Origin of the sequence: Pseudoalteromonas sp. SR44-5 (assembly GCF_014163675.1) — a bacterium.
GTDB classification, from domain to species: Bacteria; Pseudomonadota; Gammaproteobacteria; order Enterobacterales; family Alteromonadaceae; genus Pseudoalteromonas; species Pseudoalteromonas rhizosphaerae.
In genome coordinates, this window is record NZ_JACJDT010000033.1 from 1 (window position 1) to 17,130 (window position 17,130).

At 41.9% G+C, this 17,130-nt stretch carries 16 protein-coding genes; 11 read left to right on the forward strand and 5 right to left on the reverse strand.

All coding sequences use genetic code 11. From position 1 onward, the window contains the following. Positions 1–42 precede the first annotated feature (42 nt). Complete coding sequence (locus H5154_RS15845) at positions 43–747, reverse strand: 2OG-Fe(II) oxygenase (RefSeq protein ID WP_145238009.1); 705 nt, start codon at positions 745–747, stop codon at positions 43–45. A gap of 31 nt (positions 748–778) precedes the next feature. Here H5154_RS15845 and H5154_RS15850 point away from each other — a divergent pair, with 31 nt between their 5' ends. Next, positions 779–1,177 carry a thioesterase family protein gene (locus H5154_RS15850; RefSeq protein WP_182718911.1) on the forward strand — a complete coding sequence of 133 codons (399 nt, stop codon included), beginning with the start codon at positions 779–781 and terminating at the stop codon, positions 1,175–1,177. A 7-nt stretch (positions 1,178–1,184) separates the two neighbouring features. On the opposite strand, the gene glpD is transcribed toward H5154_RS15850, so the two are convergent. The 3 genes from glpD to H5154_RS15865 all read right to left on the reverse strand — a co-directional run bounded on the left by glpD (position 1,185) and on the right by H5154_RS15865 (position 4,651). Then, positions 1,185–2,678, reverse strand: a complete 1,494-nt coding sequence (glpD, locus tag H5154_RS15855) for a glycerol-3-phosphate dehydrogenase (protein ID WP_182718912.1) — start codon at positions 2,676–2,678, stop codon at positions 1,185–1,187. Between the two features lie 47 nt (positions 2,679–2,725). Next, on the reverse strand, positions 2,726–4,228 hold the full coding sequence (gene glpK / locus H5154_RS15860) for a glycerol kinase GlpK (protein ID WP_182718913.1): 1,503 nt from the start codon (positions 4,226–4,228) through the stop codon (positions 2,726–2,728). Between the two features lie 177 nt (positions 4,229–4,405). Beyond that, positions 4,406–4,651, reverse strand: coding sequence for a YdcH family protein (locus H5154_RS15865; protein ID WP_145238021.1), 246 nt, complete (start codon positions 4,649–4,651; stop codon positions 4,406–4,408). 268 nt (positions 4,652–4,919) lie between these two features. On the opposite strand from H5154_RS15865, the gene H5154_RS15870 reads away from it, so the two are divergent. The 10 genes from H5154_RS15870 to H5154_RS15915 all read left to right on the forward strand — a co-directional run bounded on the left by H5154_RS15870 (position 4,920) and on the right by H5154_RS15915 (position 16,886). After that, the gene (locus H5154_RS15870) at positions 4,920–5,501 is read left to right on the forward strand and encodes an aminodeoxychorismate/anthranilate synthase component II (RefSeq protein ID WP_182718914.1); all 582 of its coding nucleotides are present in this window, start codon (positions 4,920–4,922) and stop codon (positions 5,499–5,501) included. A 57-nt stretch (positions 5,502–5,558) separates the two neighbouring features. Next, the gene (locus H5154_RS15875; protein ID WP_182718915.1) at positions 5,559–6,719 is read left to right on the forward strand and encodes an HDOD domain-containing protein; all 1,161 of its coding nucleotides are present in this window, start codon (positions 5,559–5,561) and stop codon (positions 6,717–6,719) included. 696 nt (positions 6,720–7,415) lie between these two features. Then, entirely contained in the window at positions 7,416–8,621 is a 1,206-nt protein-coding gene (locus tag H5154_RS15880) for an aspartate aminotransferase family protein (RefSeq protein ID WP_149980483.1), read from the forward strand. Between the two features lie 88 nt (positions 8,622–8,709). Continuing rightward, positions 8,710–9,726: an arginine N-succinyltransferase gene (astA, locus tag H5154_RS15885; RefSeq protein ID WP_145238033.1), complete on the forward strand. Its 1,017-nt coding sequence runs from the start codon at positions 8,710–8,712 to the stop codon at positions 9,724–9,726. A gap of 15 nt (positions 9,727–9,741) precedes the next feature. Continuing rightward, positions 9,742–11,211 (forward strand): succinylglutamate-semialdehyde dehydrogenase, encoded by a 1,470-nt coding sequence (gene astD, locus H5154_RS15890; protein ID WP_145238036.1) that lies wholly within the window; start codon positions 9,742–9,744, stop codon positions 11,209–11,211. Positions 11,212–11,351: 140 nt separating this feature from the next. Continuing rightward, the gene (locus H5154_RS15895; RefSeq protein ID WP_149980484.1) at positions 11,352–11,699 is read left to right on the forward strand and encodes a DUF3802 family protein; all 348 of its coding nucleotides are present in this window, start codon (positions 11,352–11,354) and stop codon (positions 11,697–11,699) included. 81 nt (positions 11,700–11,780) lie between these two features. Continuing rightward, complete coding sequence (locus H5154_RS15900) at positions 11,781–12,194, forward strand: OsmC family protein (RefSeq protein WP_145238042.1); 414 nt, start codon at positions 11,781–11,783, stop codon at positions 12,192–12,194. A gap of 88 nt (positions 12,195–12,282) precedes the next feature. Then, positions 12,283–13,095: an adenosylmethionine decarboxylase gene (gene speD, locus H5154_RS15905; RefSeq protein WP_145238045.1), complete on the forward strand. Its 813-nt coding sequence runs from the start codon at positions 12,283–12,285 to the stop codon at positions 13,093–13,095. A gap of 220 nt (positions 13,096–13,315) precedes the next feature. Next, positions 13,316–14,806 carry an NAD(P)H-hydrate dehydratase gene (locus H5154_RS15910; protein ID WP_182718916.1) on the forward strand — a complete coding sequence of 497 codons (1,491 nt, stop codon included), beginning with the start codon at positions 13,316–13,318 and terminating at the stop codon, positions 14,804–14,806. 187 nt (positions 14,807–14,993) lie between these two features. Then, positions 14,994–16,886, forward strand: a complete 1,893-nt coding sequence (locus H5154_RS15915; protein ID WP_259398528.1) for a methyl-accepting chemotaxis protein — start codon at positions 14,994–14,996, stop codon at positions 16,884–16,886. 45 nt (positions 16,887–16,931) lie between these two features. On the opposite strand, the gene H5154_RS23715 is transcribed toward H5154_RS15915, so the two are convergent. Continuing rightward, positions 16,932–17,066, reverse strand: a complete 135-nt coding sequence (locus tag H5154_RS23715; RefSeq protein ID WP_259398529.1) for a hypothetical protein — start codon at positions 17,064–17,066, stop codon at positions 16,932–16,934. Between the last annotated feature and the right edge of the window lie 64 nt (positions 17,067–17,130).

Consider the following 17,130-nt stretch of genomic DNA (forward strand, 5'->3'; position numbering starts at 1 on the left):
TTACCGCTTACCGCTTACCGCTTACCGCTTACCGCTTACCGCTTAGGCCTGTGGCTGCCCGTATATTTGTTCTGCGCGGTTAAACAGCACCCACGACGTTAAAATATATTTATCATTCGACACAGGTTTATTACCGCGATGAGTATGAGTAAAGTAGCCTGGGGCAATCACCATAGTGCCTTTTTTCGGAGCTATCTTACGATTTTGATAATAAAACTCGGTTTCACCGCCTTCTTCAACATCGTTTAAATAAAACATAAATAACAATACTCGATGCAGTGCTTCGTTATGGTGTAACTGTGGGTACACTTCACTATGCCAATACGGGTAGCCGCCTTTGTTAACTTCGTATTTTTGCGCTTGGATATTACCGAGTCGAAAAATTTGCTGTACCAATAAAGGTAATTGCGGTTTACCTACCTCGTCAAAATTAGCTTGCGTTAAATCAACAGGTTGTCCTGTTTGGGGGTGGTACACTTTTAAACCAAACGCCCCAATCATTATAAAAATATGTTCTTCAATGTAGTTAAAAACATATTGTGCAGTAGTTTGTTGAATATGTTTTAATTGCTCAGCGTATTCAGGATGATTGTTTAAGTGTAAGTCGTGGCTATCTTTTTTATTAAGATCTATGCCGCCTGATGTCATCCCTTGTTTTATATGCGGGCTTTGCGAAAAGGTGGTGATAAAGTTATCGCAAAAGTCATTACTGAGCGCGTTGTCATACACGCGGATAAAGTCCGTCATGAGTTACCTGTTTAATTATTATTGGATTATTATGTTTACTGAAAAAGTGATGCCGCGCTTTAGCGAAACGGATGCACTCGGACACATCAACAATACCGTACTCCCTGTTTGGTTTGAAGCCGCACGTGCACCTATTTTTAAATTTTTTACCCCCGATTTAAATCCTCACGATTGGAAGCTTATTATTGCTAAAATTGAGGTGTCGTTTGTAGGTGAGTTGTTTTACTCGCATGAAGTAAGTATTAAAACATCGGTAGAGCATATTGGCAGCAGCTCATTTGTGCTTCGCCAAGAGGCGTGGCAGCAAGATAAATGCTGCGCAATCGGTAAAACAGTGCTGGTACGTTACGACTTTGCCGCTAAAGCTAAGCAAGCTTTATCTAGTATTGAAAAAGCAGCCTTAAATGAGCATTTTATTGCAGCTTCTTAATGTGTAGTTAGTAATTTAAGGTGCGCAAGTAGTTATCTAAAGCGGTGACTTGCGCTTTACTAAAGCGTAGCCCGAGCTTTGTTCTACGCCACAATATGTCATCGCTGGTTTTTGCCCACTCTTTGGCAATTAGGTAATCGACTTCTTGAGCGTATAGACCATGGCCAAAATGACAACCTAAGTCAGCCAATGCACTGCAATTACCTAGCAGTGCATTAGTTAGCGTGCCATAGGAGCGTACCAGCCTATTTAATAATAACTCAGGCAACCAATTGTATTTTACTTGTAGTTGCGTTATTAACGTCGCTTTTTCACTAAAATCTCCGCCTGGTAACGGCGCGCTTTTTGTCCACGCTTCAGTCATATGAGGATAAAATAGCGCGAGTTTGTCCACAGCATTTTCTGCCAGTTTTCGATAAGTAGTTATTTTTCCGCCAAACACACTTAACAAAGCAGCCTGATTATCATCATTATTTAATATCAGCTTATAATCGCGGGTTACAGCTTGAGCATCTGCTGAGTGGTCATCGAGTAATGGCCGTACGCCACTGAATGTATGTACTATATCAGTCGCTTCAATCGGGGTTTTAAAGTAATGATTAGTAATATTGATTAAGTAACTAATCTCTTGTTCGCTAATTTTTACATCTTTAATGGTGCCGGTATATTCTTCATCCGTAGTACCAATCAAGGAATAGTCATCTTCAAAAGGAATGACAAAAACAATACGTTGATCTTCATTTTGGAGAATATAGGCACATGGCTCGTCATGAATACGTGGCACCACGATATGGCTGCCTTTGACTAAGCGAATATGCTGTGGTGATGGCTGAATAAATACATTATCAAACAATGAAGCAACCCAAGGGCCTGCGGCATTAACAATGCATTTGGCTTTGATTTGTAGTTGCTGCTGGGTCGTTTGTTGCGCTAGAGTTACATCCCAATGTTCAATATTGCGCTGTGCCTTGATACAACGAGTACGCGTTGCTATGGTTGCTCCGTGTTGTTCGGCGGCAAGGGCGTTTAAGATCACTAAACGCGCGTCATCTACCCAGCCATCAGCATATTCAAACCCTTGTGTAATTGATGCATTTAGCACACTGTCTTTTGTGAAAATAATCGACTTGGAAGCGGGTAGCGTGTCTCGTTTTCCTAGATGGTCGTAAATAAATAATCCTAGGCGGATCATCCATGGCGGCCGCAAATGTGACTGATGAGGAAGCCTAAACGAGAGCGGCCAAATAATATGCGGTGCTTTTTTTAATAACACTTCACGCTCTAGCAATGCTTCTTTTACTAACCTAAATTGATAGTGCTCTAAATAGCGCAGCCCGCCATGAATAAGCTTACTGCTGTTTGATGAGGTGGCTGAGGCTAAATCGTCTTGCTCACACAATAATACTTTCAAGCCTCTACCACTTGCATCTGCTGCAATACCAGCACCATTAATGCCACCGCCAATGACAAGTAAATCATATTCGTTATCGAGTAACTGCACGGGTGAACCTTAAAGTTAGTTGTTAATGCCAGATTATATTAACGCGATTAGCCGTCATTCTGCGGATTATTAGCAAGCGTCACTTGCGCAATACAATGTAGCCATTTTGCATATAAATCGTTACGCTCATCGCTGCTCATTGTTGGCTCAAAGCGGCGGTCACATCGCCACATAGTTGCCAGTTGCGCTGTTGATTCATAAACACCACTTTGCAGGCCTGCTAAATAGGCGACGCCAAGCGAGGTGGTTTCGGTTAAGGTGGGCCGCTCAACACTCGCACCTAAAATATTAGCTAAAAACTCCATAGCCCAATTATTATTAGCCATACCGCCGTCAACGCGCAATATGCTGGGGCGCAAGCCATCCCCTTCCATCGCTTTTTGTAAATCTTTAGTTTGATAACCCACTGATTGCAAAGCTGCAGCGACAATCGTACTAATACCTGAATCTCGAGTAAGCCCTAAAATAGCACCTCGGGCATTGGCATCCCAATAGGGAGCGCCTAAACCTGTAAAAGAGGGCACTAAAAATACCCCATGATCTAAGGGAACACCTTTGACGAGGGCTTCACTTTCTCCCGCGCTTTCTAATAATTTCAAGCCCTCTACAATCCACTGCATGGTGGCACCTGCCATAAAAATACTGCCTTCAATGGCATACGTAGGTTTGCCGTTAAGTCTATATGCGATGGTGGTTAATAAGCGATTGTTTGACTTTAGTGCTTTATCGCCGGTGTTAAGCATTAAAAAACAGCCTGTTCCGTAGGTGCTTTTTGCCATACCTTCTTCAAAACAAGCTTGGCCAATTAAAGCGGCTTGCTGATCACCCGCTATGCCGCTAATTGGAATTTCACCACCAAATAACTCGCTGCTAGTAACACCAAAGTCAGCCGCTGAGTCCATTACTTCAGGTAGCATCGAGGCTGGAATATCAAATAAGGCGAGTAAGTCTTCATCCCAGCATTGCTGGTGAATGTTAAACAGTAATGTGCGAGAGGCATTGGTTGCATCGGTTTTGTGTACTTTACCATCGGTTAATTGCCATAGTAAGTAGGTGTCTACCGTACCAAACGCCAGCTCATCTGCTTGTGCTTGCTCTTTAGCGCCAGTGACGTTATCTAAGATCCAACGAATTTTGGTGGCAGAAAAGTACGGATCGAGTAATAAGCCGGTTTTATCATTGACGGTTTTACTGTGCCCAGCATCGCGCAAACTATCACAGTACTGGCTAGTGCGTCGGTCTTGCCACACAATCGCGTTGTAAATAGGTTGCCCGGTTTTTTTACTCCACACTAAGGTGGTTTCTCGTTGATTAGCAATGCCTATGGCAATAATGTCGGCAGCCGTTACCCGTTGCTGCGCCAATACGTTTTTAACGCTCGCTAATACGGTTTGCCAAATATCTACAGGATCGTGTTCAACCCAACCATTTTGCACAAAGTGCTGCGGGAAAGTTTGTTGGGCTGTGCCAAAAACCTCGGCATCTTTGGTGTATAAGATGGCGCGAGAGCTCGTCGTTCCTTGGTCAATCGAGAGTATGTATTTGCACATAAAATATAATGTTATTTAACTTAGATAAAGATAGCTTGTCTCTAAGCTAAACGAATAGCAATGCTTTTGCACCATAATGGATGTAATTTTAGGCAAATAGGATGAGTGAAAGGGAGTTAACGCTCAGTGCTGGCGCTTAGTTTTAAATAAGCGCCAGATATATATATAATATAATTATTAGTTGGCAGCATCAGCTAATTGCTGATGGAGCCAATCTTTTAATGCCATTCTATCGTGTTTTAATTGATGCATTGCTTCATCATCAATAGGGGCATCTTGTAACTCCAGGACACGGATTTCTTTATCAATTGCATTGTATTGCTTTGCCCTTGCCGCGAACTCTTCATTATCAGTGTTGAGCTTAGTGATAGTGCTTTGGTATTCAGGGAAATCTTTAGTTAATGAATGATCTTCGCCTAACATAGGTCGCTCCTTATTAAAGCGTGTTACATATTAATCTCGATAGATAAACACGCATGGGTTTTAGTCAAATTAAATGCTCTGAGGCGTTTTGCCAATACAATAGAGCTTGGGCTGATTTAAAATAAATCAACATCAATCTCAGTATTATCGTTATTAAAGTAATTTCCCTTTGCCTGAATACAAAACACTGACACTCGTGCGGGCTTAAGTTAGAATATGAACGCAGGCAGTTGCCTGCAAACAATTTCTATTTTGAGTGCTTTATTACATGCTTTTAATGATCGATAACTACGACTCGTTTACCTACAATTTGGTACAGTATTTTCAACGTTTAGATCAAGAGGTGCTAGTAAAGCGCAATGATGAGATCTCGGTTAGTCAAATTGCCCAGTTAAACCCTCAGCATATCGTGATATCTCCCGGCCCATGCTCACCAAATGAAGCGGGTATATCTTTGGAGCTTATTGAGCAACTAAAAGGTCAATTTCCAATTTTAGGTATTTGTTTAGGTCATCAAACAATAGCACAAGCATTAGGTGCGAACATTGTTAGGGCAAAGCAAGTGATGCATGGCAAAACATCGCCAATTTATCATGCTAATCAAGGTGTATTTGCCGGCTTACCAAATCCATTAACAGTTTGCCGTTATCATTCGTTGGTTGTTGAACAAGATAGCATTCCTGATGAGTTGCAAATCACCGCTTGGACCGAAACTGAAAGCGGCCAGTTAGATGAAATAATGGGCTTAGTTCATAATAGCTTAGCGTTAGAGGGGGTACAATTTCACCCAGAGGCAATTTTAACGCAGCGAGGACTTGAATTACTTGCTAACTTTTTAACTCGGTTCTAGGCTTATGCTAACAAACCTAGTAGCTCCCCTTAATTTATTTATAAAAGATAACTATTAATGACAGATGAAATACGCCAACAAAGGACAGCTAAGGCATTAGAGCAGCGAGCCCATGACTTGTTGCTTGGACATAGCTTTGCGCAACGTCAAATTGGCTATATTCATACTCTAGATATAAATTATGGTGAAGCGATAAAGCAGCGTACCTTACTTGAGGTTGAAGTTGCTGCGCAAAAAATACGTAAACTCTCCAGTACTTCGCATCATAAGTACCGCGCTCAAGCCAGCCAGCAGTTACATCAAGTTATTGATACTGCCATGAACAAGCAGTTAGCCGATATTGATACGGTACTACATGAAATCATTGGTATTGAAGATAATGTCCCCGCGATTTTAGACATACTTGCGGTAAAATCAGCATCGGTAGGACGCCTTGAGCCATTAGTTAAAGATTTAACTTGGTTAGGACGTGAGTTAGTTGCTTTTGTGAATTTGCCTTATTATCGCGCGCAGCGCAATAAACATACTTCGGTAAAAGTTGATAATCCCTCTTTAGCTCTGCGTTATATTGGTTTAGACAACTTACAGTTTGTAGTACCTACCTTTGCGGTACGTCATTGGATGCCACACAGCACCGAACCATTTCCATTATTAAAGCGTCGCCTACGCGATAACTCAATGGCTTGCGCGATTGCGGCGCAAGAGTTGGCTAAGCTCAATGGTATTAATGAAGTACATGCATTTACTTTGGGTATGTTACTCGATGTTGGCAAGATAGCTTTGATTCGACTCTATTTACGCACATTCGAACGAGTGTGGCAGCGCAAAGTAACCCTTGCCCGAGAAGACCAACATAAAGATCTTCACACCGCATTGTTAGAGTTAAAACCTGATCCGTTATTTTTAAGTACTTTACTTAATCAGCATGCGCTAAAAGTCACGGCGACGGTGATTGATAAAATGGCGTTTCGGTATTTACCTTTTAATGCTGTGTTATCGCAGTTGATTAATGGTGTGTCCAAAGGGGATTCACTATTGCCATTAGCAATGTTAATGCAAAAGGCACGTTGTTATAGTCAATGTGTTACTTTGAGCGAACATCAGCTGGTGGAAAGTGATGAAAAATCACTCTGGTTTGATTACGTTGGGTTATCAAAACAGGAACTAGAGCAGCTTGAAAAAACCAATTTGCAGCACTTTCATATTAAAATTGACTAGGGCGTGTTTATCTTTCGAGGTTGAATTTGCAGCAGTGTGTTTGGTATTTAGGCAAGGCAGAGCCTATGTAGTGTGGTTGTTCCCCATAAATAGGCGATAACGCAGCATCAATGCCAAACACGCGCTGCCCGAAGGGTTCTTCCTAGGGGCGATTAACTCTTTGTTACTTACATGGATGTAAGTAAGGGGCGTGAGCAGGACGCGGAAGCTTTGCTCAATTTTTACTTAGCCCACTAGGTTACAAATCTCGCGCCGTGATTAAATCGCCCCTAATTTGAACAAATTTTAATCCTGAAAGGTCAACACGCCCTTATTTCATAAATTTTTTGTTAATTTTTTTACGACTATTCATTCATCATTAATATCTACTCTTACCCATATTTTATCTTGCAAAGCTCTGCCTGGTGGGGGGTGGGGCAGCGATATAGAATAAACAACCCCATAATTCGTTATTCAGATAGTTATTCACTATCTCTGAAATTATATCTCAAAGCCTTTAATAACAAGGGCTACATGAAAGTTTTATAAGAGACAATAACGAAAAACTCTGAAATAATGATTATCTGAAAATTGAACCAGAGAGTATTTTTTGGCGATGTGAGCTATGCTGATTTACGCCAAAGGAGATGGTACAACAGTCTATCATCAAGCCTATTTTTTAAACTTTCTGTAGGATCACAATTAAGAGGATATAAAATGACAGTCAATCGCGAATTATTTGATCAAGTAATGGTTCCTAACTACGCACCTTCAAGCGTTATTCCTGTTCGTGGCGAAGGCTCACGTGTATGGGATCAGCAAGGTCGTGAATATATCGATTTTGCCGGTGGTATCGCTGTTAACTGTCTAGGTCATTGTCATCCAGCATTGGTTAAAGCATTAAAAGAGCAAGGCGAAAAAATCTGGCACCTATCAAATGTAATGACTAATGAGCCAGCACTTCGTTTAGCTAAAAAATTGGTAGATGCTACATTTGCTGAAAAAGTATATTTCGCCAACTCAGGCGCAGAAGCAAATGAAGGCGCACTAAAATTAGCGCGTCGTGTTGCGCTTGAAAATTTTGGTGAGCAAAAATCGCAAATCATCGCTTTCAATAAAGGTTTCCATGGCCGTACATTCTTTACTGTAACCGTGGGCGGTCAAGCTGCTTACTCTGATGGTTTTGGTCCTAAGCCGGGAGATATCGTACATTGTGACTATAACGATTTAGCCGCATTTGAAGCACTAATCTCTGATAACACATGTGCGGTAATGATGGAGCCATTACAAGGTGAAGGCGGCATTATCTCTGCTACTGACGAGTTTGCTCAAGGTGTACGCCAGTTATGTACTAAACATAACGCATTACTTATTTTTGATGAAGTACAAACTGGTGTCGGTCGTACTGGCGATCTTTATGCATACCAAGGGTTAAATGTAGTACCTGATATTTTAACTACTGCAAAAGCACTTGGCGGCGGTTTTCCAATTGGTGCAATGATCACCACGACAGAGATTGCTAAGCACCTTAAAGTCGGTACTCATGGTTCTACTTATGGCGGCAATCCGTTGGCATGTGCTGTTGGTGAAGCAGCCTTTGATACTGTGAATACACCAGAAGTATTAGCTGGCGTAAAAGCAAAGTCAGCATTGTTTAATGAATTACTAACTGCAATTAACGATAAGTACAACGTTTTCTCGGAAATTCGTGGTCAAGGTTTATTAATTGGTGCTGTGGTTAATGAGCAGTTTAAAGGTCGTGCTAAAGAGTTTTTAGTAGCAGGAACCGCTGAGGGTGTGATGTCGTTAGTCGCGGGTGCCGATGTGGTGCGTTTTACTCCATCTTTAGTGATCCCTGAAGCGGATATCCGTGAAGGGATGGCGCGCTTTGAAAAAGCCGTAGCCAACGTTGTGAACGGTTAATCAACACCTCTAATCATAATAAGGGCAAGTAGCAAGCTTGCCCTAATATTCTTAATTTACCGTTATTTATAAGGGAGCAAGCGGACTCATGATGATCCTTCGCCCAATCCAGCAATGTGATTACCCAGCTTTATTGAAAATTGCCCACGAATCAGGACATGGTTTTACCTCTTTACCTAATAACGAAGAGTTATTACAAAAGAAGATAGCTCATTCAATAAGCTCATTCGCAAAAAGTGCATCTCATCCGGGTGATGAAGGTTACTTGTTTGTTCTTGAAGATAGCGAAACAGGTGAAGTAGTCGGTACTTCAGCAATTGAAGCTGCGGTTGGTTTAGATGATGCGTTTTATCACTATCATTTAAGTAAAGCTATTCATTCATCTCGTACATTGAATGTTTATAAAGCGGTTGATATTTTAACCTTGTGTAATGATTACACTGGAGCAACAGAGCTTTGTACGCTGTTTTTAAAAGATGGTTACCGTAAAAATAATAACGGTAAGCTGCTTTCAAAAGCACGTTTTATGTTTATCAAGCAGCACCAAGAACGCTTTGCTGAAACCGTAATTGCAGAAATGCGCGGTGTTTCTAACGAACACGGCAGTAGTCCATTTTGGCAATGGTTAGAAGAACACTTTTTCTCGATGGATTTTCCAACAGCTGATTACTTAACCGGTATTGGCCAAAAAGTGTTTATTGCTGAACTAATGCCAAAGTACCCAATTTACGTCAACTTATTAAGTAAAGAGGCGCAAGCCGTGATCGGCAAGGTGCACAATAATACGCGCCCTGCGATTGAACTACTGAAAAAAGAAGGCTTCACCTTTAATGGCTACGTTGACATTTTTGATGCTGGCCCAACGGTAGAAGCAAAAGTAGATAATATTGCAACTATTCGTAATGCCAAAAACTTTACCGTAAAAATCGGTGAAAACAGCGGCGAGACGGCTATCATGCTAGCGAATGACAAACTCAATGATTTTAGAGCAACCGTTGCACAACTAAACCTTGATGAAACAAGCTCTGAGTTGACTTTGCCACAGGCAATGGCCGATGCACTGCACTTACAAGCTGGCGATATAGTTACCGCAACACGTATATAATTTAGGAGAAAGTACATGACTCATCCTGCACAATTTATTAATGGTCAATGGTCGCAAGGCCTAGGCGATGCATTTAATTCAGTAAACCCAGCCAATAACGAAATTATTTGGCAAGCAAACTCAGCCACCAGTGAGCAAGTAGACACCGCTGTTAACTCTGCGCGTGCAGCATTTTATAGCTGGGCTGATAAATCATTTGCAGAACGTTTAGCGATTGTAAAAACTTTTGCCGAAACCCTAAAAGAGCACAGCGAAGAGCTTGCTGTTGTAATAGCCCAAGAAACGGGTAAGCCGTTATGGGAAACTCGCACTGAAGCGGGTGCTATGGTCGGTAAAATAGCTATCTCTGAAAAAGCATTTTTAGAGCGCACTGGCGACGTAGAAAACCCAATGCCGCAAGGTCGTGCAATGATCCGCCATAAACCACATGGTGTAGTGGCGGTATTTGGCCCTTATAACTTCCCTGGTCATTTACCTAATGGCCATATTGTGCCTGCACTTTTGGCGGGCAATACCGTGGTGTTTAAACCATCGGAGCTAACTCCAGCTGTTGCTGAGCTAACGCTTAAGTTATGGGAAAAAGCAGGTTTACCAGCAGGGGTTATTAACCTAGTACAAGGCGAAGTAGCCACAGGTAAGGCTCTTGCTGCTCACAAAGGTATTGATGGCTTATTCTTTACCGGTTCATCACGCACAGGCCATATTCTGCATGAGCAGTTTGCCGGTCAACCAGGTAAAATCTTAGCATTAGAAATGGGTGGTAACAATCCACTGATTATTACTGATGTTGCTGATACTAAAGCCGTTATTCACGATATTATTCAATCAGCATTTATCTCAAGTGGCCAACGATGTACCTGTGCACGCAAGCTGTTTTTACCAGCAGGTGAGCAAGGCGATGCTATTTTAGCCGGTTTAATTACCGCGACTAAAGCCATCAAAGTGGGCAACTACGATGATGTAGAGCAACCGTTTATGGGCTCGATGATCTCATCAGCTGCGGCCGCTGGTATGGTAAAAGCACAGCAACAACTCGTTGAGCTTGGTGCTGAAGTATTGGTTGAGCTTAAGCATACTGAAAATACAGGTTTTGTAACGCCTGGTATTATTGAGTGTACAGATGTTGCTAACTTCCCAGATGAAGAGCACTTTGGTCCACTATTAAAAGTATTCCGCTTTACAGATTTTGATAGTGCGATTGATAAAGCCAACGATACCAGCTTTGGTTTGTCTGCGGGTTTACTCAGTGATAATGCGGCAGATTACGACCATTTTTTACGTCGTATCCGTGCTGGTATTGTTAACTGGAACCGCCCAATCACCGGTGCCTCAAGTGCAGCTCCTTTTGGTGGTATTGGTGCATCAGGTAATCATCGTGCAAGTGCTTACTATGCAGCTGATTATTGCGCATACCCAGTTGCCTCTGTTGAACTTGAAAAAGTAGCAATGCCAGCAACATTAAGCCCTGGCTTAAAAATCGATTAATCGATTTTGGTCAAATAGTAATAAATAACTAAAAAAGCAGCCAAGGCTGCTTTTTTTGTATTGGTTAATGCTCAAAGGTAGCAATTAAAAGCGCTTTCTGCTTAAATCAATACAGTCGTTTTAATTAGGTGTGGATAATTATGGTTTTAGATAGGCAAGGATATGATGACCTCATCATGTATCTTACTCAAAATTTAGCATTATTTGAGAAGTCCGGCGAAATAAAACCAGGCGCTCCTACTATTATGGAGCTAATAGAAGATGATATTGCTGAAAATGTTATGTTGTTATGCCAGCAACACACTGAGCTTTCTACTGAACAACGTAGTCAAATCGTGCGTGAAGTAGATGGCATTGTATACGACTTACAAGAAGTCCTCAGCAGCGTCACCAGTAATCAAGTGACAATAGAGCAACATGCATTTATCGATGAATTTGCCGCATTGGTAAAAAACCTCTTTGATAGCGCAGTTGTCGAAAGTGCCTGATCATTCCAATTATCGTTTTTAATTTGCAACTGTGTGTGACTTCCTTACAATCAAGGAAATAACTTCTTTGAGAGTAATAAAATGCAAGCGAATGTGAAATGGGTTGAAGGCGATACTTTTTTAGGGCGTTCTAATTCTGGTCACAATGTTGTGTTTGATGCTGGTAGCGATAGCGCCGCACCAAGCCCAATGGAAATGGTATTAATGTCAGTTGGCTGCTGTTCATCGGTTGATGTAGTCAGTATTCTAAAAAAAGCTAAACAACAGTTTTCAGATGTGCAAGTGCAATTGAGTGCTGAACGCGCAGAGTCCGCTCCGCGAGTATTCACTAAGATTAACTTACACTTTGTTGTGACTGGCGACAACGTTTCAGAAAAGCACCTTGCGCGTGCCGTTCAACTATCTGCAGAGAAGTATTGTTCAGTAGCATTAATGCTTGATAAAACAGTAGAAATTACCCACACACACGAAGTTATACAAGAACAGGGAAAATAACGCTTTTTCCTGAGGTGAAATTCGTATAAAATCCGCGAACTTTTCATTCTGCTCTGGCAGATTTCACTTGTTTATAGGTTGGTTTATCATGAACAAACCCTTCGATAAAATTAAACTTCATGGCTTTAATAACTTAACCAAAAGTTTAAGCTTTAGTATTTACGATATTTGCTATGCAAAGACTGAGCAACAACGTAAAGAATATATTGAATATATCGACGAACAGTACAGTGCTGATCGACTAACCGATATTTTAGGTGAAGTAGTAGACATTATCGGTGCGAATATTTTAAATGTTTCGCGTCAAGATTACGACCCTCAAGGTGCTAGTGTAACAATTCTGATCTCAGAAGAGCCAATTGAGCAGCAGCAAACTTATGAAGTTGATGAAGCACCAGGACCATTACCTGAAACAGTTGTTGCTCATTTAGATAAAAGCCACATCTGCGTTCATACCTATCCTGAAGCTCACCCTGATGATGGTATTTGTACTTTCCGTGCCGATATCGAAGTATCAACCTGTGGCATTATTTCGCCATTAAAAGCGTTAAACTTCCTAATTCATAGCTTAGAGTCAGATGTTGTAACAATTGACTACCGAGTGCGTGGTTTTACCCGTGACGTAGATGGTGTTAAGCACTATATCGATCACGCGATCAACTCAATTCAAAACTACATGACCGAAGATACCAAAGAAGCGTACCAAATGATGGACGTGAATGTGTATCAAGAAAACTTGTTCCACACTAAGATGATGCTAAAAGAAACAGACCTAAATACTTATTTATTTGGTGTTACTACGAGTGATTTATCTGAAGACGAAGAAGAAGCAATTCGTTCTAAATTAACACGTGAAATGCAAGAAATCTTTTACGGCCGTAACCTGCCGGAAGCAGAATAAACTCACTTAATTAGTAAGTTTTAAAAAACGGCGCGCAATGTAAATTGCGCGCCGTTTTTTATTAAAGTTGCTAAATGCAGCAACAAAAGCAAACGAAAAGACCATCCTTCCTAAGTATACCTCCTAAATTAGCCTGAAAATGTTGGTGACGACATTCCTTGACGCTAGCAGCTGTGGCTAATAGTCTAAGTAAACAGCCCGTCTTCTATTATGGATCAATATGCAGAATCAAGGCCTAGCACAGCAACTATTTTTGGCAAAGCAGGTGAGGGAGCACGAAGCAAAAGCAGCGACCTTGGCAGGCGTTAGCATGTTCACTTTGATGGAGCGCGCAGGGCATGCGGTATTCTCGCAGTGTATCGAGCATTTTCCGAATGCTCAGCGCTACTTTATTCTGGTCGGTTATGGTAATAATGCGGGCGATGGCTATATTGTGGCAAGCCTTGCCAAGCAAGCCGGTAAAGAAGTCATTGTACTTGCAGCCGATACCAGTAGACATCTCACCGGGGATGCGCTTACAGCTCAGCAACGTTGGCAAGCATTGGGGGGCGAAGTTGAAAGTTACACGCAAGGTCGCCTCAATAATGCCGATATTATTATTGATGGTTTGTTAGGTACCGGAATTAATAGTCAAGTTCGTCGGCCATTTTTAACGATGATTGAAGATGCCAACGCGCAACCTAGCGCAATAGTGGCAATTGATTTACCTTCAGGCATAGACGCCGACACCGGGCAGCCACTTGGCATCGCTATTCAGGCTACTATTACCGTTACTTTTGTGGGGATTAAACAAGGCTTAGTAACCGGTGCCGGGCGAAGTGCTGCAGGAAAAATCATTTTTAATGATTTAGGGATCGCAGAATCATTTACCAAGTTAGTGGATGCTAGCGCAACACTTATCAATATCACTAGTTTCAAACCACTTGCTGCACGAAGTCGCAATAGCCATAAAGGGAACCACGGCAAGCTGTTATGCGTCGGTGGGAATCAAGGTACTAGCGGGGCCATTCGTTTATCAAGTGAAGCAGCACTTCGTACAGGTGCTGCAATGGTGCGTGTTTATACTCATCAAAGCAGTGTACAAGTCGTTAGTAGTGGTCGCCCTGAATTAATGGTTAGTTGCGACAGTTTATCCGCAGCCCTTGCATGGGCAAATTGTGTCATTATTGGTCCAGGTCTTGGTCAGGATAGTTGGGCGCAAATCGCATTTGAGCAGGTTATACAATATTGCTTAGCAAATAATTTACCATTAGTTATTGATGCTGATGGCTTAAATTTGTTGGCTAAGCATGCTTTAGAGTATCGCCTTAAAAATTGCATAATAACCCCGCATGCTGGTGAAGCCTCACGGCTAATGAAAGTTTCAATTGCTGAGATTGAAGCAAATCGCTTTCAATCTGCTACGGATTTAGCTAAACGTTATACCAGTACCAGTGTGCTGAAAGGCGCGGGTAGCCTGATCGCCAACGGGCAGCAAACTTGGTTGTGCGAAAATGGTAATCCAGCGCTTGCCGTTGGTGGCAGTGGTGATGTGCTTACCGGCATCATAGGTGCGTTACTTGCTCAAGGTTTCGCTGTTGATCAAGCCGCATGTTACGGTGTGACATTGCACGCTAAAGCAGCCGATATTTTGGCAGAACGCGAAGGGGAGCGCGGCATGTTGCCAAGTGATTTATTTGCTATTGTCAGGCAGCTCATTAATGGTAAATAGCGGTTAAATATACTTTTTGGTCACTATTTTTAGGAACTCGTTTTGCTAAATACAGCACAGTCCCTATACTCTAATTTGCGCGGCTATTATTTACTACTGAGGTAAAAAGAAGATGTTGATACAAAAAAAAATGTACCTAGGGAGTTTTCTGCTGCTGTTGTTTGCTTTAATTATTCTGTCAGGAATAATGCAGCTAGTTGTTACGCCAATCATTAAAAATGACGCTATATCCAGCGCAAAATTACAAGCAAAGGTGATCGGCGAATCGTTAGCAAAAGATTTAGCTAAAAGTGCCACCTTAACGCAAAGCTTAGCCGTGGTAGCCGAGACTTTGCCATTGCAGCAAGCGGCCTTTATTGAAAATATTGCTCCTTTGATTGCAAGTGGCAAAGGTATTGCGGGTGGTGGTATTTGGCCTGAGCCGAATAAAATGCTGCCTTCAGCAGCAAAGGCATCTCTTTTCTGGGCGAAAACAGGTAATGGCCAATATAAACTTTTAGATGATTATAACCAGCCCGACAGCAGCGCGTATCAACAAGAAACCTGGTATAAAAATGCCATTAACGCTAATCGGGGTGAGTGCGTTTGGTCCGAAGCTTATGTAGACACGGTATCGAATGTACCGATGGTTACCTGTTCCGTGAAAATAATCCGTGATAACCAATTTTGGGGGGTTGCCACTTTAGACGTTGAACTGGCATCTATCGAAAGCTCATTGATCGCAGAGAACAATGCTACGGGCACCTATAACTTTATTTTAGATAGCGCCGAGCAACTGGTATCGATTCCATCGATACGCAATACTAATTTAGCAATGATGAGCCTTACTCAGGTTGCCAGTAAAGACAGTAGCTTAAAGCCGTTGGTCAGCGCCTTGCAAAACAGTAATACAACTGTTGCTGAATTTGCCAGTGGTGTGGTTAATAATGACCAATCTATTTTAGTAACTTACTCATTGGCAGAGCAAAATTGGCGCTCCGGGGTTATTATTCCTGCCGCAATTGCCAAGAAAACCGTTAACACCCTCACTTATTATTTATACAGTTCATTTATCGCCCTTATTCTCGCTTTTGTATCAGTATTACTGATTTTTGGTAATCGCCTGGTGCAGCAAATTAACACCACCACAGAGCAAGTTAGAATGTTGGTGCAAGGTCGCACGAATTCAAAACTGGCGGTGCGCGGAAGTGATGAAATGAGCCACTTATGCGAAGCGATTAATGATTATGGCGATCATCTGATTAAGATTTTAGAACAGATCCAAGCAGAAGCCGCTGCGGTTAAAAACAACGCTGAAGCGATGGATACCTTAAGTAATAACAGCCAAATTCGTACCCAAGAGTTGATGGAAGAAAACAACATGTTGGCTGAGGCAATTCATGAAATGTCGATAGCAGCCTCATCAGCCTCACAAGATGTTTTGAGCGTTGCAGATATTACTACGCAATCAGCTGATTTAGTGAATTCTGGTTTTGATGTTATTGAGAAGAATGCCGAATCAATCCAGTTATTATTTGATAAATTAACGGAATCATCAGATGCCATTTCACGGATTGCACAAGACTCAAAACAAGTGGGCTCGGTGCTTGATGTGATCATGAATATTTCAGAACAAACTAATCTACTTGCGCTTAATGCTGCCATTGAAGCCGCTCGAGCAGGTGAATCAGGACGTGGTTTCGCGGTAGTGGCTGATGAAGTTAGAACCTTGGCACATCGTACTCAGCAATCGGCTGGCGAGATTGAAACCATGATCAGCCAATTGCAAGAAGCCGCTAGTAGAGGGGTTAACGTTATTGGGCAATGCCGTGAATACTCTGAAGTAGTGAACGAGCGCTCAGCAACAACACGTGCACAGTATGAAAGTATTGTTACCGCGTTTAATGATATTAAAGAGCGTTCATCAAGCATTGCTGTAGCGACTGAAGAGCAATCACAAGTAACCGAAAATGTGAAAAACTTGGCAGAGCGAATTCGTGAGATCTCTGTGCAAAATGCCAGTGATGCTGAAGAATTTCGTAGCGTCAGCAAAGATTCAAATAGCCAAGCACAGCGTTTATATCAAATTAGTCAGCAATAATGTGATTCATTGATAGTGTTTTTCAAGCATCGTTAGCTGAGAATCTCAGCGCGATGCTTCACCTTCGTCCTCTTCTGGTGGATCGCCGGAGTCTTCTTTGCGTTTACGTTGCTCTTGTTTGGCTTTTTGTACATTCTCAAATTGCGGGGGGTGGAATAGGGAATAACGAAATAAGCGCAAAGAACGACAAAAATAAAAAAGCCCCTCGTGACATGGTTTTACCCCACACAACTATTTTTACCAT